Annotated in this window: 26 protein-coding genes; 14 read left to right on the top strand and 12 right to left on the bottom strand. The window is 36.8% G+C overall.

The genetic code is table 11. The features are described from left to right. Positions 1-33: 33 nt before the first annotated feature. Complete coding sequence (locus tag M9892_04035; GenBank protein MCO5253520.1) at positions 34-1,014, bottom strand: PhoH family protein; 981 nt, start codon at positions 1,012-1,014, stop codon at positions 34-36. Between the two features lie 61 nt (positions 1,015-1,075). Here M9892_04035 and M9892_04030 point away from each other — a divergent pair, with 61 nt between their 5' ends. From M9892_04030 to M9892_04020, 3 genes are read left to right on the top strand one after another with little or no spacing between them, the layout of a single operon-like run. Next, on the top strand, positions 1,076-1,828 hold the full coding sequence (locus M9892_04030; protein ID MCO5253519.1) for an SAM-dependent chlorinase/fluorinase: 753 nt from the start codon (positions 1,076-1,078) through the stop codon (positions 1,826-1,828). 5 nt (positions 1,829-1,833) lie between these two features. Next, positions 1,834-2,121 (top strand): antibiotic biosynthesis monooxygenase, encoded by a 288-nt coding sequence (locus M9892_04025; GenBank protein ID MCO5253518.1) that lies wholly within the window; start codon positions 1,834-1,836, stop codon positions 2,119-2,121. 11 nt (positions 2,122-2,132) lie between these two features. Next, entirely contained in the window at positions 2,133-4,445 is a 2,313-nt protein-coding gene (locus M9892_04020; GenBank protein MCO5253517.1) for a hypothetical protein, read from the top strand. Positions 4,446-4,449: 4 nt separating this feature from the next. On the opposite strand, the gene M9892_04015 is transcribed toward M9892_04020, so the two are convergent. After that, on the bottom strand, positions 4,450-4,962 hold the full coding sequence (locus tag M9892_04015) for a hypothetical protein (protein ID MCO5253516.1): 513 nt from the start codon (positions 4,960-4,962) through the stop codon (positions 4,450-4,452). Between the two features lie 88 nt (positions 4,963-5,050). Next, on the bottom strand, positions 5,051-5,395 hold the full coding sequence (locus M9892_04010; GenBank protein MCO5253515.1) for an MGMT family protein: 345 nt from the start codon (positions 5,393-5,395) through the stop codon (positions 5,051-5,053). Between the two features lie 65 nt (positions 5,396-5,460). Between M9892_04010 and M9892_04005 the strand changes: the two genes are divergently transcribed. Further along, entirely contained in the window at positions 5,461-6,978 is a 1,518-nt protein-coding gene (locus M9892_04005; GenBank protein MCO5253514.1) for a DUF5106 domain-containing protein, read from the top strand. Between the two features lie 36 nt (positions 6,979-7,014). Here M9892_04005 and nth read toward each other — a convergent pair whose 3' ends face one another. The 9 genes from nth to M9892_03960 form a co-directional block, all read right to left on the bottom strand. Beyond that, entirely contained in the window at positions 7,015-7,656 is a 642-nt protein-coding gene (nth, locus tag M9892_04000) for an endonuclease III (protein ID MCO5253513.1), read from the bottom strand. Between the two features lie 3 nt (positions 7,657-7,659). Then, positions 7,660-8,637 (bottom strand): lipoate--protein ligase, encoded by a 978-nt coding sequence (locus tag M9892_03995; protein MCO5253512.1) that lies wholly within the window; start codon positions 8,635-8,637, stop codon positions 7,660-7,662. Next, on the bottom strand, positions 8,634-9,548 hold the full coding sequence (locus tag M9892_03990; protein ID MCO5253511.1) for a phosphatase: 915 nt from the start codon (positions 9,546-9,548) through the stop codon (positions 8,634-8,636). Before M9892_03990 ends, M9892_03995 begins: the two co-directional genes overlap by 4 nt. A 6-nt stretch (positions 9,549-9,554) precedes the next feature. Further along, on the bottom strand, positions 9,555-10,997 hold the full coding sequence (gene dnaA / locus M9892_03985) for a chromosomal replication initiator protein DnaA (GenBank protein ID MCO5253510.1): 1,443 nt from the start codon (positions 10,995-10,997) through the stop codon (positions 9,555-9,557). Positions 10,998-11,220: 223 nt separating this feature from the next. Continuing rightward, on the bottom strand, positions 11,221-12,762 hold the full coding sequence (locus tag M9892_03980) for a methylmalonyl-CoA mutase family protein (GenBank protein MCO5253509.1): 1,542 nt from the start codon (positions 12,760-12,762) through the stop codon (positions 11,221-11,223). 9 nt (positions 12,763-12,771) lie between these two features. Beyond that, the gene (locus M9892_03975; protein ID MCO5253508.1) at positions 12,772-13,305 is read right to left on the bottom strand and encodes a hypothetical protein; all 534 of its coding nucleotides are present in this window, start codon (positions 13,303-13,305) and stop codon (positions 12,772-12,774) included. Positions 13,306-13,497: 192 nt separating this feature from the next. After that, positions 13,498-14,073, bottom strand: coding sequence for a pentapeptide repeat-containing protein (locus M9892_03970; protein ID MCO5253507.1), 576 nt, complete (start codon positions 14,071-14,073; stop codon positions 13,498-13,500). After that, positions 14,070-14,825, bottom strand: coding sequence for a glycosyltransferase (locus M9892_03965; protein ID MCO5253506.1), 756 nt, complete (start codon positions 14,823-14,825; stop codon positions 14,070-14,072). The genes M9892_03970 and M9892_03965 overlap by 4 nt, the downstream gene beginning before the upstream one ends. After that, complete coding sequence (locus M9892_03960) at positions 14,818-15,375, bottom strand: WcaF family extracellular polysaccharide biosynthesis acetyltransferase (protein MCO5253505.1); 558 nt, start codon at positions 15,373-15,375, stop codon at positions 14,818-14,820. The genes M9892_03965 and M9892_03960 overlap by 8 nt, the downstream gene beginning before the upstream one ends. 239 nt (positions 15,376-15,614) lie before the next feature. Here M9892_03960 and sppA point away from each other — a divergent pair, with 239 nt between their 5' ends. From sppA to M9892_03910, 10 genes are all read left to right on the top strand, one after another. Further along, positions 15,615-17,387, top strand: coding sequence for a signal peptide peptidase SppA (sppA, locus tag M9892_03955; GenBank protein MCO5253504.1), 1,773 nt, complete (start codon positions 15,615-15,617; stop codon positions 17,385-17,387). Positions 17,388-17,457: 70 nt separating this feature from the next. Further along, positions 17,458-17,853, top strand: a complete 396-nt coding sequence (locus M9892_03950) for a hypothetical protein (protein ID MCO5253503.1) — start codon at positions 17,458-17,460, stop codon at positions 17,851-17,853. A 4-nt stretch (positions 17,854-17,857) separates the two neighbouring features. Further along, the gene (gene pyk / locus M9892_03945; GenBank protein MCO5253502.1) at positions 17,858-19,303 is read left to right on the top strand and encodes a pyruvate kinase; all 1,446 of its coding nucleotides are present in this window, start codon (positions 17,858-17,860) and stop codon (positions 19,301-19,303) included. A 21-nt stretch (positions 19,304-19,324) separates the two neighbouring features. Beyond that, positions 19,325-20,707, top strand: coding sequence for a TlpA family protein disulfide reductase (locus M9892_03940; GenBank protein ID MCO5253501.1), 1,383 nt, complete (start codon positions 19,325-19,327; stop codon positions 20,705-20,707). After that, the gene (locus M9892_03935) at positions 20,704-21,297 is read left to right on the top strand and encodes a hypothetical protein (GenBank protein MCO5253500.1); all 594 of its coding nucleotides are present in this window, start codon (positions 20,704-20,706) and stop codon (positions 21,295-21,297) included. Before M9892_03940 ends, M9892_03935 begins: the two co-directional genes overlap by 4 nt. A gap of 337 nt (positions 21,298-21,634) precedes the next feature. After that, entirely contained in the window at positions 21,635-22,357 is a 723-nt protein-coding gene (locus M9892_03930; GenBank protein ID MCO5253499.1) for a hypothetical protein, read from the top strand. A 50-nt stretch (positions 22,358-22,407) separates the two neighbouring features. After that, positions 22,408-23,151 (top strand): T9SS type A sorting domain-containing protein, encoded by a 744-nt coding sequence (locus tag M9892_03925; protein ID MCO5253498.1) that lies wholly within the window; start codon positions 22,408-22,410, stop codon positions 23,149-23,151. Between the two features lie 5 nt (positions 23,152-23,156). Then, positions 23,157-23,930 carry a T9SS type A sorting domain-containing protein gene (locus tag M9892_03920; protein MCO5253497.1) on the top strand — a complete coding sequence of 258 codons (774 nt, stop codon included), beginning with the start codon at positions 23,157-23,159 and terminating at the stop codon, positions 23,928-23,930. Positions 23,931-23,956: 26 nt separating this feature from the next. After that, positions 23,957-24,703 (top strand): T9SS type A sorting domain-containing protein, encoded by a 747-nt coding sequence (locus M9892_03915; protein MCO5253496.1) that lies wholly within the window; start codon positions 23,957-23,959, stop codon positions 24,701-24,703. Positions 24,704-24,799: 96 nt separating this feature from the next. Continuing rightward, complete coding sequence (locus M9892_03910; GenBank protein ID MCO5253495.1) at positions 24,800-26,074, top strand: hypothetical protein; 1,275 nt, start codon at positions 24,800-24,802, stop codon at positions 26,072-26,074. Positions 26,075-26,136: the final 62 nt, after the last annotated feature.

Raw genomic sequence — 26,136 nt, 5'->3', positions numbered from 1 at the left:
ATTTTTTGAGCGTGCAAATGTATATTTTTCTGATTATCCAACCACAATTCCTTCCTTTTCGTACGCTTTCAGAATTTCTACAACCAGTTTGTGTCTTAGTACATCTTTATTATTAAGGTGAATGATTTTGATGCCTTCTATATCGTTTAGTATTTTGATAGCCACTTTGAGTCCTGACTTTTGCTTTTGGGGTAAGTCCACCTGGCTGAGGTCGCCTGTCACAATAACTTTAGCTTCTTTTCCCATACGGGTGAGGAACATCTTAAGTTGCAAATCGGTAGTGTTTTGGGCTTCGTCCAGAATAATAAAGCAGTTGTTCAAAGTTCGTCCGCGCATAAAAGCGAGCGGGGCAATCTCAATGGTGCGGTTTTCCAAAAAGGTTTTGAGTTTGTCGAGTGGAATCATATCTTCTAACGCATCATAAAGCGGTCGCAAATAAGGGTCGATTTTTTCCTTCAAGTCACCGGGCAAAAATCCCAAACTCTCTCCGGCTTCGACAGCAGGGCGGGTGAGGATGATTTTCTTAACTTCTTTATTTTTTAAGGCTCTTACAGCCAGCGCAACAGCAGTATAGGTTTTACCGGTTCCGGCAGGTCCCACGGCAAAGACAACATCATTCTGCTCGCAACTTTCAACCATTTTTTGTTGATTCAATGTTTTGGCCATGACCGGGCGAGCATCGTTCCCATATAGAATTACAACTCCGTGCGGATGGTGGTGTGTATGAATCGTTCCATCTTTTTTGTCTTGTTTTGAAGATGTGTTATCACCAAAGAGTTCAAATAGTTGATAGTCATTAATAGGGGCTCCCTTTTTCAGAAAATCCAGATAGCGATTGAATTTCAATTCAAAACGCTCAATGTCTATTTCAGCTCCCTTGATTTTGATTTCATTGCCTCTCCCCACAATTTTAATGTTGGGAGAGAGTTCTTTGATTAAGTTCAGAAAGTAGTCGTTACTTCCGTAAATTTGTTGCGGCTCAATGCCTTCAATGGTAATTAATTTTTCTTGCAAACTATTCCTTTATTTTAAAAGTGTCCGATAAATTTGCCCCAAAATTAGTGTTTTTCATTTAGTGAATATCATTACTCTTATTTCTGATTTTGGAACATCTTCCCACTATGTTGCCGGAGTAAAAGGTGCTCTGTATGCAAAATTGGAAGAAGTTAATGTTATTGACATCTCTCACGATATTCTCCCATGGAATTTGGAACAAGCTATTTTTATGCTGAATGCAGTACGAAACAATTTTGTAGGGAATGTGTTTCATCTTATTGGGGTCAACAATAATGCCACTCATCACATTGCAGCACGAGTAGGTAATCACTGGTTTTTGGCAGCCGATAATGGTATCCTGCCGGAGGTACTTAAGTCAGATAATGCAGAGTATTTTTCATTAGGTCAATTTCCACATCCTTCATTTATGGAAAGCTTTTATCCCGAAATGGTTAAAAAAATAATTGATAACAAAGTTCCGGGCATAGAAACTCCTGAAATTGTACCAGAGAAAAGGTTGTTCAAGTCTCCTCAACAACAAGGAAATAGGTTGAAAGCATTTTATGTTTATTTCGATAGATATGGTAATGCAATTGTGAACTTACACAAGGATGAATTTTATGCATTTGTGGGTAAAGACAGATATAAAATAATTGTGAACCAAAGTGATGCTATTGAAAGAATCAGTGCGAGCTATTATCAAGCTGTACAGGGTGAGTTAATTGCTGTTTTTAATGCCTCAGGTTATTTGGAGATTTCTTTTACATTTGGCAATGCGAAACAACTTTTTGGTTTTGACAAAACACAGCATTTATTCATTGAAAGATATTAATTGCCATGATAAAAAGAATAGTGAAAATGACTTTTAAGCCCGATGAGGTGGAAAACTTTCTGAGTTTGTTTGACCGCGTTCATCCTCATATAGAACAGATGCAAGGTTGTTGTAAAGTCGAATTATATTCACAAGCAGGTTGTCCTAACGTGATGTTTACATTAAGTTTGTGGGATAGTGTAGAAGCCCTTGAAAATTATAGAAATAGCGAACTTTTCAAATCAACTTGGACACAAACAAAAAAACTATTTAGTGACAAACCACAAGCCTGGAGCATTAACCAAATCAGATAGAAATTATGCAAATGAGAAAATATTACAATACCATTAAGAAAAGTCTGCTATTATTTTTCGTTATCGTTCCATTGTTTGTTGCGGCTCAACAAAAGTCAACGATTAAAGCAGAAAAGGCATTAAAAGAAAAGAAATATGAAAGAGCGCTCAAACACTCTGAAAAAGCATTGAAAAAGAACAGCAGAGATGTGCTTGCTTTAATGTATAAATCTCAGTCATTATATTACTTATTTAAGACACCCGCCACCTCTCAAAAGTACAGTGACGGACTAAAGGATGCGGTGAAGGCAGCCCAAAAAGCATTGGAACGAGATGAAAAAGGGTTGGTTGAAACAGTATTCAAAGATTATTTGGTGTTGTTGGCAAAAGACAATAATGCAGAGGGCGAAAAATTTTTCAAACAAGAACGCTATAACAAGGCAGAACAGTATTTTAAGTTGAGTATTAAGTTTAACCCAAATGATACAAGTGCGCTCTTTTATCTAGGCTCTTGTTATTGGTATGAAGGAATGAAGCCGGATGCTGTAGAATTTTTTAAAACAGTGGCGCAACTGGATTTTTCAACCTATTCAAACAGTGGTTACAAAAATGTGGCTCAGTTCAAAGTATTTCGATTTTTGACTGAATATTATATGGGTGCAGAAAAGTGGGATTCTGCCGGACAGTATATATCCATGGGTTTGGAGATGTATCCGGATGATTATATTTTAAAAGGTAATCGCTATGGTTTGTATAGAGTGAACGTTAGAAACATGATGCCCTCTTTGAATTATCTGGCAGAAGTGAGGGCTGCATTGCAGGATTTTCCTACTGATTCGTTCTTTCTGATTAAAGAAAATGCACTCTATATTTATTTGTTTAAGAATGCTATTGCCAACTCAGAGATTGCGGATGCAGATTCATTATTGGGCATTTTTGTGCTGGATAGATTAGATAGAGCCAAGCGCTCAGACAGAAATTTGATTGAGAAATTCGACATTTTTGTTGCTAACACCCCCTTGGAAATATTCAGAAAGTTGTTGGATTATTCCTCAGTGCGCTATCATAAAGATATTTTTGCTTGGTTAAGTCAAAAGTGGGTAAGTGAAACGCTCAATAAAGATTTTGTTAGTGGAAAGGAATACATTTCAGTAGCAGAAAAAGAATTTAAAGAGGGCAAAAAAGATTTTGCTGTTTTGATGCTTTTGTCAGAATACAAAAGACTAAATAGAAAAGGAGAAAACGAAGCCCAGCTTATTGATTTGATTTCCAGATGGGCTAATGGAGAATTACCGCTTCTGTCCCTTGATTATGCTCATGAGATGTTTACAGAAATTAGCAAAAGCAAGAATAAGGCGAAAATTGCTGGTATTTATAAAAATGTTAAATTCAGGTTCATGGACTCTCTTGCTGCAAATAATTACTTCTTTAGAGCATATCAAGTTTATGAAAATGCACTTACAGAATTTCCTGCAGATGCAAAGTTTCTCAAAGAAGTTAAACTCAAAAGTATTGCTAACCTTGATTTTAAAATGAATTACTACGGCTCGCGCATAGCAGGATGGGGAAAGGAGCCTAAAGAAGGTGAAATTGCATTCACTACCGATATGTTGCCGGCTAACTGTGAGGCAGGCACAATCCCTCACGCAGTTTATGAAAAGGTATTACAAAGAGTAAATTATTTCAGGAGGATTTCAGGTGTTCGCAAGCAGGTCTATTTTACCAAAGACATGAATGAAAGATGCCAATTCGCGGCTCTCACTTTTGAAGCTAACAAAAACCTGACTCATAATCCGGTTGATGGTTTGAGATGTTATACAGAATTTAGTAAAGAAGGTGCAGATAAAAGCCTTTTGGTAAAAGAGTCTAATCCGTCAATAGCGATTACCGCATTAATGGGAGATAACAACTCCACTCAAGGAAATCGCAGATGGCTTCAGTATCCCTTGTCTATCAATATGGGATTTGGAGCAGGTCCCACCTCGCAAGTATTGTGGGTAATGGACAATTCTAATAAAGATGACACAAGTTATTACAAGACTCATTTCATTGCTTATCCTAATGCAGGTTATACTCCTAAAATGCTTTGCTTTTCTAAATGGACATTTTCCATGTTTGAAAATATGGAAGGAGCGGTATTAAAAGTGGTAAATAGTGCCGGCAAAGAAGTCCCCGTCAAAGTAGAACCCATAGAGAATGGTTATGGAATGCCTACCTTGGTATTTACCCCAAGTTTTGAATTAGACAAAAGCGAAAATGACCAGAAATTTACAGTTTCAGTGAAACTCAAAAACGGTAAGACCTATACTTATGATGTGATTCTGTTCACACCAAATATAAAATAAAGTCCTATTTTGGGGTAATAATTATTAAACTCAAATCATCTGCGAAATACCATTTCTCATCCATTTTGAGTAACAAAATCCGTAAGCGTATTTTATCTTTCTTTCCCCGTTTCATTTCCAAGTTCAAATAACAAAATTCCCTGTCATAGTCCGGGTGTGTGCCATGTTCTAAAAAGAATTGAATAGGCTCACTTCTTTTAAAATTAATTTCTGATTCCTTTGCATCCTTATTAATACGTTTGAATTGTCTGTTTAATCCGGACTTAAACAGTAAAAACTTATACCTGAAGGTGGTTTCAGAATACTTTTGTTTAGCGGTTGAATCCAAAAATTGTTGATAAGCGTCCCTCGTAGGAGTATTATTGAGAATATATTCCTTTTTCTTATGAATAATAGCTTTGTAAAAGGTGTCGGCTAATAAGGATAAGGATGGGTTTTCTTGTAAATAAACACTGTCGTCATAACCCCTAAATTGAATGGCATTTGAATATGAAGTGTCTGTTCTTTGAGCTTGCAAAGAAAAGAAGGTGCAAATCAAAACCAAAAGGAACAACAACCATTTCACGTTGGCAAAAATAGAAAATGCAAGGATTGTTTGATAATCTTTATGAAAGCAGACATTCGGGATTCCAAAATTTTTCTTCAAAATCAACCACTTGATTTTCTTTGACCAGAATTCCTTCTTGCGCGAGCAATTCTTCCATGCTAACGGATTGAAAATGTACTTTTCCCGTTAATAATCCATTTCGATTGACCACTCTGTGAGCCGGAATATCGTGTTTGTCATAATGCCCTAAATTGTTGAGTGCATAACCAACCATACGCGAACTACTTGCTGCTCCCAGAAAGCGTGCAATCGCACCATATGAAGTAACTCTACCTCTTGGGATTTGTTTGACAACATCCAGCACTTGTTCAAAGAATTCATTCGATGTACTCGGATTTTTCATCTACATTGGTATAATACTTGTTGGGTCAAAACCTATCTTTGCAAATCTAAAAACAAAAAACATATATGAAAAAATACCTTTTCAGTTTAGTCGTTTTACTCACCGGGCTTACTGCTTGTGCTCAAAATAAGAATAACAAAAATGATTACCCACCAGCAAAAGACGGATATGCAATCGCTGTCAAGATTAAGGGGATGAAGCCGGGCAGCCAGTTCATTTTAGCCAATTATCTCGGAGATAAACCTTATGCTAGAGATACTGCCTTTGCTGATGCCAAAGGTGTAGCCACTTTTACCGGTAAAGACAGACTAGAAAGGGGTATTTATATGATACTATTGCCCGGAATGTCTTACTTTGAAGTTCTATCTACAGATAATAATTATTTTACGGTTGAAACAGACACTACCCATGAGGATTATTATCAAGAGATGAAGATTACTGGCTCTCCGGAGAATTCACGTTTTGTTGCTTATAACTTATTTTTAACCCAAAAAGGGCTTGAGAGAAGTAAAGCAACAGACGATAATGCCAAAAAAACGATAGACAATGAGGTTCAGGAATACAAACACAAACAAATAGCCGAATATCCCAAAGATTTACTCTCTCACATATTGCTTATGATGGACCAGCCCAAAGTGCCCGAAGCACCTGCCGGTATGAAGCCTGAAGATGCAAAACAATGGCAATACAATTATTATGTGGCTCATTATTGGGATAATGTCGATTTCAAAGAAGAAGGTTTGACCAGAACCCCCGGTGCTATTTTCCAAAATATCATCGATCGCTTTTTTGATAAAGTAGTTAGTCAAGATCCTGATTCTCTTATTAAATATATTGACCAAGTAGAAGCTAAACTTGATAACAACAAAGAGTTATTCAGATTTTATATCTGGTATTTAACACGTAAGTACGAAACAAGTAAAGTGATGTGTCATGATGCAGTTTTTGCTCACATGGCAAAACAATTTTATTGTACCGGCAAAGCTTTTTGGGCTGATAGTACACTCATCAATAAGATTTGTGAAAAAGCAGAGAAGATTGGTTATACAACTTGTAAAACTAAAGTTCCTGATTTGAGATGTGAGGATATTAATGGGGTATTTCACCATCTATACCAAGAGAAAGCGCGTTATACTGTTTTAATTTTTTGGGATCCAACCTGCGGACACTGTAAAACGGTATTGCCCAAAGTTGAAGAGTTGAAAAAGCGTATGGGAGATACTATTTCAGTATATGCAGTTGCATCGGAAGGTAAATATGATGAATGGGTTAAATACTCGAATGAGCATCCGGAACTTATGAAGTTGTTTACCAATGTGTGTAAAACAGACCGTTATTTTCCATGGCCTATCAACAGGCAGAATTATGATATTCAAGCAAATCCGACTATCTTCTTGTTGGATAATGAGAAAAAAGTAATTGCTAAGAAAATAGACGAAAACCGCTTGGAAGAGTTTATTATTTATATGCTGGGTGAGGATAATATCCTTCCCAAAGACCTTGTCAATGCCAGAATCAAAGATTTTCAGGCTAAACATCCGGAACCTAAGGAAGAACCAGCAAAACCGGAAGAGGAAAATTAAAAATACCAATTGTGGTTTTGAATTGTTACAGAAAGTTTAATCTTTCTTGAACAATTCTTTTCTGCCGGCAAAATTGCAGATAGGGCAAGTGTGAGGATTGTGTCCGCGAGCGGGGCAGAAGGTTCTGCCAAAATAGATAATCTGTAAGTGCGCTTTGTTCCACAATTCTTTTGGAATAAGTCTTTTTAAATCGTTTTCTGTTTGAGTAACAGATTTGCCATTGCTCAAACCCCAACGCCATGCGAGCCGATGTATGTGTGTATCTACGGGGAAAGCCGGCACACCAAAGGCTTGTGACATGATTACAGAAGCTGTTTTGTGTCCCACACCCGGTAATTCTTCCAGTAAATCAATTTGATTGGGAACATTGCCATCGTATTTATCAATGAGGATGCGACTAAGCTCAAAAATCGCCTTTGACTTTGCTGGAGACAACCCGCAAGGACGGATTATTTCTCGAATCTCTTCTACGCTAAGGTGGCTCATATCAAAAGGATTGTCTGCTTGCGCGAATAAAAGAGGGGTAATCTTGTTGACTCTCTCGTCAGTACATTGTGCAGAAAGCAAAACAGCAATTAACAACGTATATGTGTCTTTATGATGCAACGGAATAGGTGGACTGGGAAATTTCTCGTCCAATACTTGAAGAATTCGAATCACTTTCTCAGATTTATTCATTCGTTAAAAGAAGCTATAGGTGAGATTTGCCATTTCATGGCTGTGATTATGTGTCAAATGCTTGATGATATGGTCCACTCGGTTTGGAAAATGTTTTTGACCCACAAGCAATGTTTCGATTTGATCAAAAAGTATACGGTTGGGATGTTCTATTTTGATTTTTTTTATTATTGATTCGCGTTCTACCTCCATGTAAATTTTCCCTTGCTTATGTTCATATTCAAAATCGGAATTGAAAATATAGGCAGGAGAATACCCGTAATTCCATTCATCTTTTTCGAACTTAGTAACAGCTAATGCTTCAATCTGATCGGTTTCGTCACAAGTAAAATCTCGTATTTGAGTAATGCCAAAGTGATTGATGAGATGTTTGCTAAGCCCATTTGCAAAACTTTCTAAGCTCATGTCTTGGTTAAGCATCGGACGGATATTTCCAACACTACTTCTGATGGATTGCACTGCTAAGTCTGAATATTTATTATGAAGATTGCGGATTGCATTCCCGAGATTTTCTAAATCCGAATCAAATAGGAGTGTCCCATGATGTAAAATGAGTTTTTCTTTTCTGAAATGGTGCTCAGCATTTCCACTGATTTTCAGGTTGCCAACAATGATGTCATTTCTACCGCTTGCTTCAGCATTGATATGAATGGAGTTAAGGTATTCAATGACAGGATCTATAAACCTTCTGAAATCAATGATTTTGCTTTCATTTTTGAGAGGAAGCGCAATAGAAAAATTCAAATTACCTTTATCATGAAAAACCGTTCCTCCGCCTGATATTCTACGGGTAAGTTTAATGTTGTTTTTGTTGATATATCTTAAATCAATTTCAGCCAATGCATTCTGATGTTTACCCACAACCACAGTGTTGTCATTTTGCCAAAGCATGACAAACCCTTGAGAAAATTGATTTAGCAAAAATTCTTCAGCAGCAAGGTTGAAGTAGGGATTTGTGTAGGGGTTAATGACAAAAATCATTTTGGAACAGCTTTTAAACTTGGAGATTTCTTGTCGTGAAAATATTCAGACCATAAGTCCTGTACTATTCCATCTTTCAGCCCAAAGTCCGGAGAGATAATATGTCCTGACTTGGCTACTTCCAATATATTAATAAAAATATCACCTGCATAATCTATGACTTCGGCACGGTCGGGATTGAGTTTGAGCTTATACACCCTGTCGTGTTGGCTCATTTTGTGAATCTTGTAATTGATGCTTCTTAGTTTACGCAACGACATGAATGCCCCTTCTTTTACATTTGCTAACTCATAGAGTTTGTTCATGCTTCCACCGGTCCCTATGGTTTTTAGTTTGCCGAGTTTTGGAAAATAATTTTCTACCCAATCTTTGAGTTCATTCCATTCTTTCTTTTTGACTTTGCCTTCTTTCATTCTGACTACGCCAATGTTAAAGCTCTTGGTAATTAATGCCTTACGATTTTTCAGGTGCGAAATTTCTGTGCTTCCCCCTCCCACATCAATATGTATGTAATCAGATTTCTCATCCAATTGATGCAAGAAGGATTTGATAATCAATCCTGATTCTTCGACACCGGAAATGATTTCAACCTCAATGCCACAATCTTCCTTTATTTTCTTGATAATTTTTTTTGAATTCTCTGCATCACGCATCGCACTGGTGGCACATGCGCGATAATAGTCCACATTGTAAACATCCATCAGCAGGGAAAAGGCTTTGATTGATTTAATTAGCAATGCGGTTTTCTTTTCACCAATAACATTATGCTTAAAGACGTCATCGCCCAATCGGAGAGGCAGACGTGTAAATTCAATTTTTTTGAATACAGGGTAGGGAGTATCAAACTCCAATGGTCTGCTAATCAGAAATTTAATACCATTAGAGCCAATGTCAATTGCAGCAAACTTCAAATGCGCTTAAATAGTGTTGATTTTGATGCGTTTCTGAAGTTCGTCCACATCATATCTGAATTTCTTGTCAGTATCAATCAGGTCGTTGACAGTCTGACACGCATGAATAACAGTAGAGTGGTCGCGCCCACCGAAATGTGAACCAATGTTTTTGAGAGATGCTTTTGTGAAATCTTTAGCAAAAAACATTGCTATTTGCCTTGCTTGAACAATCTCTCTCTTTCGGGTCTTGGATTTGACAGTATCGACATCTATATTATAGTAGTCGCAAACGACTTTCTGTATAAAGTCAATAGAAATTTCCCTTGCGGCATTCTTAACCAGGTTCTTCATTACTTGCTTTGCTAAATCTAAATCAATTTCTTTTCTGTTCAGTGAAGATTGTGCTAACAATGAAATCAATGCTCCTTCCAATTCTCTGATATTGTTGTCAAGGTTGTGAGCAATGTATTCAATTACTTCTCTAGTGAAAGTAATTCCTTCATTGTAAATTTTGTTTTCCAGAATATTGATTCTGGTCTCAAAGTCTGGAGTTTCAATATCTGCACTTAATCCCCATTTGAATCTGCTGAGTAGTCTTTCATCTACATCTTTAATGTCCTTGGGAGGTCTGTCGGATGTGAGGATAATTTGTTTTCCGTTTTGGTGTAAATGGTTGAAAATCTGAAAAAAGATTTCTTGTGTTTTTTCCTTTTTGGAAAGCTCATGTACATCGTCCACTATCAATACATCAATTTGCTGATAAAAATTGATAAAATCGTTATGAGTGTTGTTTTTACAAGCTTCTACATATTGATTCGTGAATTTTCCGGTTTGTATATACAGCACCACTTTATTTTTGTGGTTGATTTTCACTTGGTTGCCTATGGCTTGTACCAAGTGCGTCTTGCCTAAACCGGTACCTCCAAAAATCATCAATGGGTTAAAAGCGGTTTCTCCGGGTTGCTGTGCTATCGAAAATCCTGCTGAGCGAGCAAGTCTGTTACATTCGCCCTCAATGAAGTTGTCAAAATTATATCTGCTTTGGAGTTGGCTGTTGATATTCAGGCGCTTGATTCCAGGAATGACAAAAGGATTTTTTATTTCAGCAATTACTTCAAGAGGCATGTTTACTTCGTTTGAAGTATTTTTATTTTGTTTAGAGGTTGGGAGGTTGACAGTGTAAGGTATTTTGCTTGCATTGGAGTTTTCAACGATAATATTGTATTCTAATTTGGCTCCGGGACCTAAAACTTTGCGAAGGGTTTTTTGTAGTAAATCAACATAGTGCTCTTCTATCCACTCATAAAAAAATTGACTGGGTACTTGAATAGTGAGAATCTTATTTTCTAATTTAATAGGCGATATAGGCTCAAACCAAGTCTTAAAACTTTGAGGTGTAAGATTATCTCTGAAAATTTTAAGGCACTTAGCCCATGCTCCTTCGTGATTTAGTTGTTCTTCTGTCATATTTATTTTTCTCCTTTTTGCTCTTTCCTTTGGTGTATAAAGTTTTCGTCACTTTATCAACAGCCGTTCTTTGCGGTTGCTAAATTGTCAATAATTTTGACTTTAAAAAAAAATATTTCGCTTGTATTTTAATATTCTTTTTTACATAGGAAACATTGACTACTTCGTTATTATACATTAAAGAACTAACAAATGTTAATTTTGCAAGACGCTAAATTAACATTTATCCTTTATGCTCGCCAAATATTTTTCTCAATCTGTCTGAGATTTCACCTAAAGTGGCAAGACCTTCGACAGCTTCTATTATATAAGGCATTAAATTCCTGTTTTCTTTGGCTGCATTCTCTACCTCAGATAGCAATAATGCGGTTTTAGCTTTGTCGCGATTGTTCTTGAGATGTTCCAATTTTGCTGCTTGACTTTGTCTGATGCTATCATCAATTTTAAGAATAGTTTCAGTTCTATGCTCTTCTTCAATAAAATTGTTTACACCCACAATAACCTTGGCTCCGCTTTCGATTGCTTTCTGGTATTTATATGCACTATTTGCAATTTCTTGTTGCATGAATCCCTGTTCGATTGCGGAAATAGCTCCACCCATGTGTTCAATATTCGCAATTAGTTTGGCAGCTTCGGTTTCAATTTGATTTGTCAGTTCTTCAATATAGTAAGAGCCTCCAAGTGGGTCGTCTGTTAATGCAGCACCACTTTCATGAGCAATGATTTGTTGTGTGCGAAGTGCTAAAGCGGCTGCTTTTTCGGTGGGTAGTGACAGAGCCTCGTCATAACCATTGGTGTGCAGTGATTGGGTTCCTCCACACACAGCACTCATAGCCTGGATGGCTACTCTGATTATATTGTTTTCAGGTTGTTGTGCTGTCAGTGTTGAACCTCCGGTTTGGGTGTGAAAACGCAACATCATGGCATGGGGATCGGTAGCTCCCATTTCTTTCATTATTTGTGCCCACATCCGTCTGGCAGCACGGAATTTTGCTACTTCTTGAAAAAAATCATTGTGTGCATTGAAGAAAAATGACAGCCTTTTGCCAAAGACATTGATGTCAAGACCTTTTTCAATAGCTGATTTTACATAGGTTTTGCCGTTTGCCAGCGTGAATGCAAGTTCTTGTATGGCTGTAGAACCTGCTTCTCTAATATGATATCCGGATATTGAAATAGTGTTCCATTTGGGTACTTCTTTGCTGCAATATTCAAAAATATCTGTAATAATTCTCATAGAAGGCTTGGGTGGATATATGTAGGTTCCGCGTGCTATGTATTCTTTAAGAATGTCGTTTTGAATAGTGCCGGATATTTTTTTTAGGTCAGCTCCTTGTTGTTTTGCCAATGCAATGTACATAGCAAGAAGGGTGGAGGCGGTAGCGTTGATGGTCATGGAAGTGGTAATATCTTCCAATTTAATTCCGTCAAACAAAATTTGCATGTCTTTGAGCGAATCAATGGCTACACCCACTTTGCCTACTTCGCCCATACTCATTGCGTGGTCTGAATCATAGCCAATTTGAGTAGGTAAATCAAATGCTACCGAAAGTCCTGTTGTGCCTTTATTTAATAAGTAGTGGTATCTTTTATTGGATTCTTCCGCAGTACTAAAACCTGCATACTGGCGCATCGTCCATAATTTGCCTCTATACTGCTCTTTCCGAATTGCTCGGGTATAAGGGAATTCTCCTGCACGTTCAGTTCCACCAATATATTCACTTTTGATTTCTATTCCTGAATCGTTGAAAATCCTTTCTGACATTTGTTTTAGTTAAAAATAAAGTCGGATTTCAGCTTTAAGGAAATCTATAGCCTTTTGGGTAGGTTGAGAGTTAGTCTCTATCATTTTATCAATCATTATCTTGCTCAGGTCAATGCCGGTAGCTTCCGGAGTGAGCATATTATATGACTGAATAATAAATTCAATTACCTCTTCTTTGACTAATTTGGTAAATGTCCACGCTTGATTAGAAATGTATATCTGTTGTGAAATATTGTGTGAAAACTCAGTATGGGTTGCCACCATCATGATGTTTTTTAACTCAAGTGCACTTAGACCCGGTGTGTTGTATTCTTGAATTAATTTTGGTGGACTAATACGCTCTAATAGTAATACCAATCTCTCGTAAGCTTGTAGTTTGATGGGAGTAAAACTTTTTGCATTTGATTTGCGTATTTCATATTCAAGTCTTTTTTGACTGTCTTCATTTAATTTGCTGATGAGCAAATAGGTAATGACAGCAACTACAACCGAAGGTAATGTAAATTTAATTATCTCTAAAAATATGAGTAGAGCTGATTCCATGTATAATCTGATGTAATTTAAGGCGTGCGAAGATAGATACTGTATTTTTATTGTGCAATAGAGATTTTGAAAATAATATGTTCTCATCTACTGCTTGATGAACATACTTTTTATTCCGTTATAAAATCATCTTTGGATTCGTTATCAATGAAATACTTACGTTGAATATCGTTTTTCCCAAGTCGGAATGTTTCATTCAATTTCAATATTGTATTTGCTGAGTAATCCATGAATGCCCGACATGGCAAATTTTGCGCTTTTGATGAAGTTTATTTCAGGGTCAAGGGTATAGTTATATGCGGTTCTGAAGTCCGCTTTATCTATTTTTGAATGGCTGAAAACGGCATGCAATAAATTGCAGTTGTCAAAAATTACGCTACTCATCTCAGCTTCTGAAAAATCTACCCCTTCTAATTGGGAATTCTTGAAAATGGTTTTGGGAATTTTAGTTTTGAAAAAAGATGCATGATTCAATAAACAGCCTTCAAATGAAAACGAAAGACCAAAGGAATTGCATGTGTCAAATCTCAAGCCTAACATTTTACAATCTTTAAATCGAATAGTATTAAAGGTTGTTTTGTTGAGCTTTGCCAAACTGAAATCGCATCCATTAAAAATACAGTCGTAAAATGAAGATTCCGATAAATCTAATCCATTCAAGTTACAGTTATTAAAGGTGCAGTTTTCGTATTCGCCTTTGATAAGTTTGCTATTTTTATCGAAAACGCGGTCTGTAAAATAAGAGTCTTGCATACTTTGAGTTTTCATTTGAGTAATTGGAAGACCTTAATGAAATACTTGAACCATATCAACACAATGTTACTTTTTATGCCATATTTTTTGAGGGAAATAAGGTCTTCTTTGTTCATCTTGATTTTGCTCTCCCAATCCTTACTACTAATGCCGCCATCGCGCATTTTGACGCTGATGAATTTGGTATAAGTTGCTTTGATTTTATGTACATACAACATACGCAGTAAAATGTCAAAATCACCGGAAATTCTAAATTGGGTATCATATAGCCCCAAATTCTGATAATATGTCCTTTTTACATAAAATCCCGGGTGAGGGGGTTGAATCCCGATTCTAAACTGCCACAAACGAAATCGAGTGGCATCATAAAAACGCCAAGGTTTGACAAAGTCTTCATTCTTGTATATGGCTACACTGCTGCAAACAGCATCCGTGTCATTATCTTCAAAAAGTTTGACAATCCGACTAATCACAAGATTATCTGCCAAGAAGTCATCTGCGTTTACTATACCCACAATGTCCCCGCTTGCTCGTTGTACTCCTTTATTCATAGCGTCATATAAGCCTTTGTCGGGTTCGCTCACAAAAGTAGAAATCTTGTGTTGATAGGCTGCTACAATAGCTTGGGTTCCATCTGTGGAATTGCCGTCAATTACAATGTATTCAATATTCGGGTAATTTTGTCCAATAACTGATTCAATACACTGGGCAATGGTTTTGCTGCCATTGTAAACAACCGTTATAATGGAAACTTTGAGATTATGCAATGTTTCTATCTTTGATTTTAATGGCGGGGTTTCCTCTATAAATGCTGTATGGGGCTAAATCGGAGGAGGCTACGGATGCAATTGATAACACGCTGTGACTTTTGCATGTAACGCCTCCTGAAACAATTGATTTTGCACCTAACCAAACACCTTCTTCCAATACTATCGGCTTGGTTGTAAGGTCAAATTCAGATTTTTTATAATTATGGTTACCGCAAATAAGCATTGCTCCCTGAGAAATACACACATTGTTACCAATCGTAATTTTATCTAAATTGTCAATCCAAACGTTTTCGCCTATCCAAACATGGTTACCTATCTTAAGTTTCCAAGGATACTTAATGTTGACTTTAGGTTTAACCAGTACGCCTATGCCAATTTCTGCTCCAAAAAGTCTTAATAAGAACCTTTTGAGTGTATAGCTGGGAAATAGATATGAATTTATGAATATGTTGCTGACAGCATACCAAATAAAGGTTATCAATAATGAACGCCCCCGCTCAAAATCCTTATTCTGATAGTCTTTTAATTGGGTTTGTTTCTGACTCATATTGATAGTGGCAAAAGTAGGAATTTGTTCATTGCATATAGATTATGTTTTTAGCAAAATTGCTAATTTGCAACAAAGATAATTGGGAATGAGCGATGGGTGTTAGGACTAACAAAGTTAATTTATAGATAAGTTGATTATAAAGGATTTATGTGTCTGCTTTTAGCTTTGTTAATCGATATGCCAAATTAAGATAGGGTGGTGTCTGTATTTTTGTGGCGTATTTAAAGTTATCGCGTATGAAGCAATTTTTCAAATTTTTCTTTGCCTCTGTCTTAGGTTTTTTTGTTTCAATCATTTTGGTTCTGTTTATTGGAGGAATTCTTATAGCAGGAATGGTTGCAGCTTTTGGTAATCAATCGACTCAGCCCAAAAAAGATATGGTGCTTGAATTAAATCTGAATTATCTAATCAACGAGCAAACTCAAGACAATCCACTTGTTGAGTTATTTGACAAAGAAGTTGATATGCCATTAGGTTTAGATGAAATCATTTATAACCTCCAAAGAGCTGCAAAAGATGACAACGTGAAAGGAGTGCTAATCAGACCCGGATTGCTTTCTGCAGGTTATGGTACCATTGAAGAAATTGTAAACTCAATCAAGACTTTCAAAAAATCAGGCAAGTTTGTGTATGCATATTGTGAGTATCTTACTGAAAAGAATTACCTTGTCGCTAGTGCTTGTGACAGTATATTTATGAATCCTGCAGGTAATATTGCGGTTGATGGTCTAAGTTCTAATGTAGTTTTTTACACGGGGCTCTTAGATAAATTGGGTGTAAAGATGGAACTTTTTAAGGTAGGTACGCACAAAGGAGCCGCAGAGGTATTTACTCAAAACCAACTGAGTGAACCCAACAAGCAACAAATTCAGCGCTATATCAACGCTGTGTTTGATTTATTTTGTGAGGACATTGCTCAAAATAGGAGTATCAACAAAGAAGATTTCAAAAATCAAGTTTCAGGTTTTCGGGTTCAAACACCTCAACAAGCCTTGGAAAACAAATGGATTGACGGTGTGTGGTACGAAGACCAAGTGGCAGACTTAATTAAGGAGAAGATTGGTAGCAATCTGAATGAAAAGATTTGTTTTACCAAAATCTCAAAATACCGTAAAATGGCAGGACCTAATCTGAGAAAAATGAATGCTCCTAATCAGATAGCATTTGTTTATATAGATGGAGATATTAACTACAATAATAATGAAGTAGGAGGGCAGGCAACTTGCAAATCACTTTTGAACACATTACGCAAAATCAGATATAACAAGGATATCAAAGCGATGGTTGTCAGAGTGAACTCTCCGGGGGGCAGCGCTTATGGTTCTGACCAATTATGGAGAGAAATCTCCTTGATAAAAAAAGTGAAACCTGTCATTATTTCTATGGGAGATGTGGCTGCGAGCGGTGGCTACTATCTTTCTGCACCTGCAGACACAATTGTAGTATCAAAGTACACTCTCACAGGTTCAATTGGTGTGTTTGCCTTATATCCCAATGTAAGTGCTTTTTTGAAAGATAAACTCGGATTATCTTTTGAATCTGTAAAAACAGGTGAATATGCAGATATGGGCATGCCGGGAAGAAATTTTACCGAAAGCGAAAGAACTATCATCCAAAATGGGGTCAATAAAGTGTATTACGATTTTACAAAGGTTGTTAGAGAAGGAAGGGGTTTGGACAGTGTGTCGGTTGAAAATGTGGCAGAGGGGAAGATTTGGATTGCCGCAGATGCGATTCAGAATCGTTTAGCAGATGTGGTAGGGGGAATTCAAACTGCCATTGATATTGCAGTAAATAAAGCCGGTATAGATTCAGGTGATTACAAAATTATCTATCTGCCAAAGAATGACAATTTTACTTCCATGTTATTTAATATGAGTACTGCCTATAACCAAAGTAAATTAAAAACGCAACTGGGCGATTTTTATCCATATTATCTTAATCTACAAGCTGCAAAAGAAAGAGCCGGTATGCAGATGTATTTGCCTGTTTCGCCAATACTGGATTAATCTACATTTAATCCGAATTGTCAGATTTTTGCGAGGATAGCAGTATCGAGTTTTAGATTAGTTTTGCAAAATGAACTCAGCTATTCATGGTTATGTAATATATTATGCTGATAAGTATTACAAACTGCTTTGGGAGTTCGATAAAGAGTGTGAATTGGGATTTGAGCGTAGAGATAAAGAGATAGGAGTCATATCAAACACCATAAAAGACTTTTATTTTGGCTATTACAACCATTTTACAGATTGGGAAGTTGAGTTGTTTTTATACAAAAATCGCGGTGTACAAGGTCAAGTCCTTATCAATACAAAACCGATTCCTGAATTTGTATTGATATCTAAAGGAGAAGACCCTGGTGATTTTCTGTCTCAAATCATTGCTAAATTAAAGAAAACCCAAGGTGTCAGCTCTGTAATTCCACTCAAAATGGGAAATAATTTGAAGATTAAAGAATTAATATATAATTGAAACTATGTTGAAAAACGTATATAAACCCACATTTAACCGTACAAAGATTGTTGCAACTATTGGTCCTGCTACATCCTCTCTCGAAATGATTAAGAAAATCATTATGGCAGGTGTTGATGTGTGCAGAGTCAATATGTCTCATGGGACTTATGAGCAGCATCAGCAAGTAATAGAAAATGTAAGAGCAGTCAACAAAGAATTACACTCCAATGTATGTATCTTGTTGGATTTACAGGGTCCGAAACTACGTGTGGGCAATATGGGAGAAGATGGTTACATGCTTCGCAAAGGTGCAATGGTCATGCTGACCTCCAATGATGTCGCTGGTAGCGAAAAGCTGATTCCTATTCGTTTTGACTCGCTTAGCCATGATGTAAAGCCGGGAGAGAGGATTCTGTTGGATGACGGTAAAATACTCATTAAAATAATCAAAGTCCTGAATGATAATCAAGTAGAAGCAGAAGTGTTGGAAGGTGGTGTTCTTAAGTCTAATAAAGGATTTAACTTACCGGAAACCAAGGTTTCATTTCCTGCGTTGACCCCAAAGGATATTCAAGATTTAGCCTTTGGCTTAAAAAATAATGTAGAATGGGTGGGATTGTCATTTGTGAGAAGTGCAGCAGATATTGTAGATTTGAAAAACAGAATTGCAAAAGCAGGGAGCGATGCTGTTGTTATTGCCAAAATTGAAAAACCCGAAGCAGTACAAAATATTGATTCAATCATTGAAGTAACAGATGGCATCATGGTAGCTCGTGGCGATTTAGGTGTGGAGATGCCCATTGAACGAGTTCCTTTGATTCAAAAAGAGATTGTTGAAAAATGCCTTATTAAAGCCAAACCTGTCATTATTGCTACGCAAATGATGGAAAGTATGATAGAACGCTCCATGCCGACACGGGCAGAGGTTACTGATGTTGCTAATGCTGTTATTGACGGTGCAGATGCAGTAATGCTCAGCGGAGAAACCTCGGTGGGAGAACATCCCGTGCTTGTGGTTGAAACTATGGACAAGATTGTCAGAGAGCTGGAAAAGGACAAACGTGTGTATTACAAAGGTGGAAAGCCCACTTCCGACTCACCTATTTTCCTTTCAGATGAAATATGCTTTACCGCTGTGCGTATGAGTGATCATATACAAGCTAAGGTTATTGCAGGCATGACAAGGTCGGGGTATAACGGATATAAAGTGTCATCTTTTAGACCTGAAGCCGCCATTTTTATTTTTACCGACAATGAAGTTCTTCTCAATAGAATGAACTTAGTATGGGGTGTGAGAGGATTCTATTATGACCAGTTTTTGAGTACTGACGAAACTTTCGCAGATGTTATTAAAGTGCTCAAGGACAGAGGAGTGGTGCAGAAAGGAGACAAAGTTATTCATACCGCCAGCATGCCTATTTTGAAAAAAGAACGTACCAACACTATCAAAATCTCTGTTGTGGACTGATTATTGTAAAAATACTGTGTAATGATAAAGAATATCTGTCTTGCCTTCTTTGCCATATTGTTTTCATCGTCTGTAATGGCGCAAAATGAAGCAGTTGTCAAACTCATTATCCCCGATAATGGCAAATATTTTAACTTTAGTGATTTATTGATTTACAGGATGGAAAACGGACAGTTACTTATGAATATGTCTGTTTTGACAACAGGGGAGGAGACAATTATTAAAATTCCTGTAGAAAAGGGTGAGACCGAAATGGTTAGGATGCTTTATAATACTAAAGATGGCAAATATTTTGACTTGTTTATTCCTGATGGAGACACAAGCATAGTGCAAATGAATGTATATCCTACAGAATCCAAATATCCCAAAATATTAAAGGGTAATATGAACAAGGATTATTATGAATATATTGTTCAGAAAGAAGGCTACGAAACACGCAATGGTGAGATGTTGGAACAATACGCAAAAGCAACATCCAAGGCTGAAAAAAAAGAAATTGCCTCCAAAATAGAAGATAATCGAAAAGAATTTGAGATTGTATGTTGGCAATTAACCAAACAAAATCAACGTAATTTACTTGGTTCTTATATTTATAATAATCCGATTAGAAAGACAAATGTAAAACTATCAGAAACAGAACAAACCAAGATTTTGATTGACAATTATTGGAAAGACATTAATCTCACAGATGTCAAACTGCTCAAAACGTTTTTGTTCCGAGATTTATTGGAGAATTATATAACATTGTATTATATTGATGGATTATTGCCTGCACAGCAAGATTCAGCACTTATTGTGAGTGTAAAAAGGGCAATGGATGTATTTTCCCAGAGTGAGGAACATTACAATTTTGCCTATAATTTTCTGATACATGGTTTTGAAGTGTTGCAAAACTCAGAGCTTGTCAGTTATATGGTAACTCATTATACCGCACCTGACCAATGTGAGACAGATGGACCTGATGAAAAGACAAGAAATGAGATGGAAGCCAACGAAAGAATGAGACCCGGCAAACCCGCTCCTGACATTGCTTTGCACAAAACAGACGGAACTCAATTTAGCATAAAAGATATTCAAGCAGATACTGTATTGGTTATTTTCTTTTCAAGCACTTGTCCGCACTGCACCAAAGCGATGCCGCAAGTTGTCAGTCTGCTCAAAAATACAAATATCAAAGTGGTTGCTGTCTCAGCAGATAGGGAGCCTTCAGAGTATTATAGTTATATCAAAAATTATCCCGACTGGATACACTATTGCGATTTCAAAGCAGGTGATTCCAAACCTATTATCGATTACAATATCAAAGGGACACCAACCTACGTTTTGTTAGATAAAGAAAAAAGAATCATTGATAAATACAGAACCATAGATCAGCTCAAACAAGTAATAGTTAAAAAGCGATGAAATTCCTGATGTTTTTTGTATTCATTGTAATTTGCCAATATTCAATGGCGCAAGGTGATGTGTTTACACTCGGCAATATGGAGATGAGAGAACAAAACTATCAAAAAGCTGAATATTATTATAGACTTGCAGTTGAACGAGAACCTAATAACGCCATTATTATCAATTCATTGGGAACAAGCCTGATGGCTCAAAAAAAATATATTGAAGCAGAGCCTGTTTTTATTTCTGCCATTGACAAAGACACTAACTACCACCCCACATTTTGGAGTCTTGCATTGTGTACGACCCGTCAACACAAAGATAGCCTTACAATCGAGTGGTACGAACGTTTTATCAGGGTTGCAGACAGGCAAAATATTTCTGTAACGCAGGCGCATTTAAACGTAGTGATGTGTTATGAAAGATTATTGCGTTCAAACGGAATTGTTGAAAGTCAATACTACAATCTATTACACCATGCAAACAGGTTCATGGTATTGTTCCCAGATGCTCCTGAAATACGCCCATTACAAGAGTTGCTTTCAAGATTAAATGCTGTCGTTCCGGATTTTAAAACTACCGGACAAAGGTTTGTCTATAAAGGATAGCTTTATGTAATATTGCTGTGTATTTGAATGTTTATTTCATTCAAAAAAAATAATTCTTTATTATATTAAAAAATTGTTATAGCTTTGCTATAACCTAAAATTATTAATATTATGAAGTATATCTACCCCCCCCCCCCCCCCCCCCCCCGCAGCACTTGTTCATTAAACCCATTATCAAGGTTTAGAATTCGTAATCTTTGGAGATTTTATTTGATACTGATATTGTTTTCTCCATTATTGTCGCAGAATATAAAAGCACAAATGCCCTGGACAGGTTAAGATAAAGACATGTTATCAAGATATTATTCAGGAATATGGCAGCCAAGACACAATATTTATGTTAAAAACAGCTCCATTTGAATGGATAGAAATTTCAACTACTAATACGGGCGACATTACGGGTTATACAATATATGATTACAGTAATGGTGTTATAGGTTCAGTGATTCATGAAATTTCTAATTCAACTTTTGGTTTCTATATTAACACGGGTCAAACCTATTGGGTCGTTCCTATTCCCAGTATGGGTACTATTAATTTCATCACTCCTTTTCCACTGTATTTTTCTGATTTCGATTTTAATTTACGCAAAAGAAAACCAGAGGGAGCCCCTAATCCCGAAGATCCGGTTTATGGGGATAACTGTATTGAATTTGGAGAAAATACCGGATTTGAAATGTACCATAAAATTACAGGATTGTGCAAAGAAAAACCCAATATTAGATTTATGTCAAACAGTAATACAAAAACATTTCTTTACCCGAATGGTTTTATTTCAGATCAAAGTGAACATGGTGTCAACGGATATTCATTTAATCTTCCTGTATTAAATCAGGAAGATTGTTATGAAGATTTTTGGCAGATATTACCTAATGGTACTTCGTGGCCTGTACCCATGTGTACCGAACTGGATGTTGAGTTAGAAATTCCGAGTTGTGATGATTTGTGCCCTACTTTGATTATTACAATGCCGATCAATATATGCTGTAAATGTTCTACACCCGGACCAGGCTGGCCGCATGGCGGAGGCAATGACTTACCTTGTAATCCTTGTGAATAACGAATAAAACTAATCACAATATCATGAAAACGCAATTAAATAAATCGATTATGCTTATAATATTAAGCATACTAATGGCATATCCTGCTGTGTCCCAATATGGCAGATACCGCACCATAGACTTAGGTGTCAATATTCTAAATCTGAAGGAGGGCGATTATATTAAATCACCAACCAAGCTCAGCATCCTCTATTCAATCAAAAACTACGGACCTGATACGGTATTCATAGAAGATTCTTTGATTCTATGGATTTTTATTACCCCTTACGGCACTAAGGTAGAGAAGCATCCTTGTGAAAAACCGTTGTTTCCGGGCGATTCAATAATATTGCAATACGAAGCAGCGATAGATTATGACCAAGATAATAATTATTTTCAGGCGGGCGTAACTGTTCAACTATATAATCATTCCAAGCTTTACCCGTTTTTTTATGAAACCGGTTCTGTTCCAACGCATGAAAACAACAGTGCGAGTGTTCGGTTATATCATCGTTGGGAGTTTAGTGGTGTGGCGGCAGGTAAGCTTCAAAATGAGTCTGCATACTTTCCCAATCCTATTCGCGATAATACTTTGTATGTTTATCCGAGCATCCGGTTGGGTTCGGTGTTTACAATAGAAATCATCAATTTGATGGGAGTAACTGTCTTTGCAAGTAATTCGCAAGATTGGCAGCAGGTAAGTACAGGATACAAAATTCATCTTCCGAATGATTTGGCTAACGGAGTATATTTGCTCAAAATGGATTCTGCAAAAAGGACGGAAACACATAAAATTGTAGTGCAAAAAGAATAAGTGTTGTGTTAGTCAAAAACATTCCTATATGGCTTATTCTGTTGAGTGTGTTAAACACACTTGCAGTACATGCGCAAACCCACAAAATTCGTACCTTGGATTTGGCTACTTACAAGTTAACACAGGATAGCTACACGAAGAGAGACCGAATCCATTTGCAAGATAGAATTGAAATTGCATACAAGATTGTAAATCAGGGACCTGACACAGTTTATGCGCTTGACAGTTTGGACATGGTGTTTACTTTCGCACAAAGAAAAAGTAATCATGAAGATTATCAGAAAACCTTGATTGTGCTTAAAAAGCCTTTATATCCGGGGGATTCACTCCTGCTTACCTTGACGAAAGAAGTAGATTTAATTGAGGACACAGAAGTTTTTATTGTGTATGGCACTGTTCTATTACACAACAATTCCCCATTATACCCCGTGAAACAAGAGATAGGCTTTCCGATATTTGAAAATAACAAATGGTATAAACAGTACAGAGTATTACCCAAATGGGCTGATGTACAAACGGTATCAATTCCGCTATGGAGAATATACCCGCAACCTGCACAGCAAAAATTATTTGTTGTCTTGCCTGAGGCTTATTTTCAAGGAGGTGTCAAGGTTGTTGTACGTGATATGCTATCCAATATAGTGTTTGAACAAGACGGTTTTGCTGATAATGGAGAAATCTCAATAGAGTTACCGTATAGTATTTGTGCCGGGTTGTATCTGCTGACATTGAGTGATGACATAAAAACCTTAATCCGAAAAATAGCAATCGAACGATGAATCCGGTGAAAATAAAATATTGCCTGATGATAATACTTTGTGTGATTGCGGTTAATCATGTCAGAGCACAAATAGTATATCGTTACATTGATTTAAAAGTCAAAATTATTACCCCTGCTGCAAATGATACCTTTTATGATGATAGTCAATGGCATCCTTTGTTATTCAGGATTTACAATCTTGGACCGGATACCATTCTCGCAGGCGACCACTTCAATTTTAATATTTTTATAACCTATACGGCAGGAATGGGCACTTACACTTTTCAATCTGATTTGTTGCCGGGTGATTCCACAATTAGGCACACATCATTTATTACTAAAGATCGCCCCAACCTTGAGGAAAATAGACTTTGTGTGACAGTAGCTTCGGGGTTGCAAGGCGGTATTGCAAATACTCCGGTACTGCCGACTTCTGTAGTGGTAAAATCAACCGATTGTATCCCGATTATCTTTCATATACCCGATCGCACCAAGTTTTTTGATGATTTGCCCTATACCGATACCTTGTATATGGACTCTGTTCCACGTTATGAATTTTCAGTCTATCCAAATCCTACGCAGACAAATTTGAATATACGGCTCACTGACAGAACAGTATCCTTGCAATCAGTTGAGATGATTGATATGATTGGTAAATCGTGGAATATTGATTTTGAGCCTAAGGGCGATGCATTGTATCAAATCAATATGAATCAAATCCTTAATGGAATGTATTATATAGTTATACGGACAAACAGTGCGGTTTATAGGCAAATGGTGCTAAAAGAGTAGATTGTCCCATGCAAACTTAACCATCTTGTAACACAACTGAGATATTATTGAAATACTGTCAAAGTTCTTTTGTGGTACATTTATTTAATATTCAAAATGAAGAAAATTTTAACATTTACAAGTTGCCTGATTATAGGCACAGCGCTATTCGCACAACAAGACACCTTAACCACAGCAGAACCGCAAAGCGACCCTATTTTAGTTCAAAAAATTACTGACCTTGAAGATGGTTTGAAATCGCTTAAAAATCTTGCTGTTACCGGTTACGTTCAAACCCAGTTCCAATTTGGTGAAAAAGATGCCTCACTAAAAGTAGGTGGCGCTAACACAGATAAAACAAAAAGTTTTAACCGTATAGGTATCAGGAGAGGACGAATAAAATTTACTTATACCCGTGGTATTGGTTCGGGTGTTTTTCAATTTGACTTCACAGATAAAGGTTTAGGTTTTAAAGATGTTTTTCTTAAATTAACTGACCCATGGATCAATTCCATTTCTACAACTGTTGGTGTTTTTGACCGCCCGTTTGGTTATGAGATTTCTTATTCATCATCACTCCGTGAATCACCTGAACGCTCCACTGTTTTTCAAACTTTATTCCCCGATGAACGAGACCTTGGAGCTAAATTAACCCTGCAAGCTCCAAAAACTTCTCCTTGGAATATTCTGAAATTAGATGCCGGTTTTTTTGCAGGTAATAGTATCAACATAGAAACAGACAACCGTAAAGATTTTATTGGACATTTAGCAATAAATCAATCGTCAAATGCTTATTTTAAATGGGGCGCAGGCGCTTCTTATTACAATGGTGGCGTATATCAAGGCTCAAAAAATATTTATAAAAGTAACGAAAACGGATTTTCTGTAGATTCATCTGTGTCTAATATTGGGCAATTTGCTAAAAGAGAATATGTAGGTTTTGATGTTCAATTGAATTTTATAAGTAAAATGGGATTGACAAAATTAAGCTCTGAATATTTGTTTGGAACACAACCCGGAGGTTCAAAAAACAGCAAGAGCCCTAATACGGCTACACTTCCTACAAGTGATGTATATGTCAGAAGTTTTAGTGGAGGTTATGCTATGCTGGTGCAGGATTTGGGACCATTGCCGGTTTCAGCTATTGTAAAATACGATTGGTATAATCCTAATACGAAAGTAAAAGGAAATAACATTGGCACAAACAAAACCAATGCAGGCGACATCGCTTATAACACAATTGGCTTGGGATTGCAGTGGAAAATCATCAATGGGTTCAGACTGACTGCTTATTATGAAATGGTGAAAAACGAGACCTCGGCTAATCTCAGTGGCTATGATACAGATAGGAAGGATAATGTTTTAACAGTAAGACTTCAATATAAGTTCTAAAAACGTAACCGAATTGTAACAAAACTGTTATCAATACGCAACGCACACGATAGTAGTTTGCA

This window comes from Bacteroidota bacterium (assembly GCA_023957335.1).
Classification (GTDB): Bacteria; Bacteroidota; Bacteroidia; order NS11-12g; family UBA955; genus JALOAG01.
This window is presented reverse-complemented; position numbering and strand designations above follow the sequence as displayed.

Bases quoted from the DNA above. Each gene is read 5' to 3' on its own strand.
- M9892_04025 (MCO5253518.1), top strand. From the start codon at position 1,834: ATGATAAAAAGAATAGTGAAAATGACTTTTAAGCCCGATGAGGTGGAA.
- M9892_04020 (MCO5253517.1), top strand. From the start codon at position 2,133: ATGAGAAAATATTACAATACCATTAAGAAAAGTCTGCTATTATTTTTC.
- M9892_04010 (MCO5253515.1), bottom strand. From the start codon at position 5,395: ATGAAAAATCCGAGTACATCGAATGAATTCTTTGAACAAGTGCTGGAT.
- M9892_04005 (MCO5253514.1), top strand. From the start codon at position 5,461: ATGAAAAAATACCTTTTCAGTTTAGTCGTTTTACTCACCGGGCTTACT.
- nth (MCO5253513.1), bottom strand. From the start codon at position 7,656: ATGAATAAATCTGAGAAAGTGATTCGAATTCTTCAAGTATTGGACGAG.
- M9892_03995 (MCO5253512.1), bottom strand. From the start codon at position 8,637: ATGATTTTTGTCATTAACCCCTACACAAATCCCTACTTCAACCTTGCT.
- dnaA (MCO5253510.1), bottom strand. From the start codon at position 10,997: ATGACAGAAGAACAACTAAATCACGAAGGAGCATGGGCTAAGTGCCTT.
- M9892_03980 (MCO5253509.1), bottom strand. From the start codon at position 12,762: ATGTCAGAAAGGATTTTCAACGATTCAGGAATAGAAATCAAAAGTGAA.
- M9892_03975 (MCO5253508.1), bottom strand. From the start codon at position 13,305: ATGGAATCAGCTCTACTCATATTTTTAGAGATAATTAAATTTACATTA.
- M9892_03970 (MCO5253507.1), bottom strand. From the start codon at position 14,073: ATGAAAACTCAAAGTATGCAAGACTCTTATTTTACAGACCGCGTTTTC.
- M9892_03960 (MCO5253505.1), bottom strand. From the start codon at position 15,375: ATGAGTCAGAAACAAACCCAATTAAAAGACTATCAGAATAAGGATTTT.
- sppA (MCO5253504.1), top strand. From the start codon at position 15,615: ATGAAGCAATTTTTCAAATTTTTCTTTGCCTCTGTCTTAGGTTTTTTT.
- M9892_03950 (MCO5253503.1), top strand. From the start codon at position 17,458: ATGAACTCAGCTATTCATGGTTATGTAATATATTATGCTGATAAGTAT.
- pyk (MCO5253502.1), top strand. From the start codon at position 17,858: ATGTTGAAAAACGTATATAAACCCACATTTAACCGTACAAAGATTGTT.
- M9892_03940 (MCO5253501.1), top strand. From the start codon at position 19,325: ATGATAAAGAATATCTGTCTTGCCTTCTTTGCCATATTGTTTTCATCG.
- M9892_03935 (MCO5253500.1), top strand. From the start codon at position 20,704: ATGAAATTCCTGATGTTTTTTGTATTCATTGTAATTTGCCAATATTCA.
- M9892_03930 (MCO5253499.1), top strand. From the start codon at position 21,635: ATGTTAAAAACAGCTCCATTTGAATGGATAGAAATTTCAACTACTAAT.
- M9892_03925 (MCO5253498.1), top strand. From the start codon at position 22,408: ATGCTTATAATATTAAGCATACTAATGGCATATCCTGCTGTGTCCCAA.
- M9892_03915 (MCO5253496.1), top strand. From the start codon at position 23,957: ATGATAATACTTTGTGTGATTGCGGTTAATCATGTCAGAGCACAAATA.
- M9892_03910 (MCO5253495.1), top strand. From the start codon at position 24,800: ATGAAGAAAATTTTAACATTTACAAGTTGCCTGATTATAGGCACAGCG.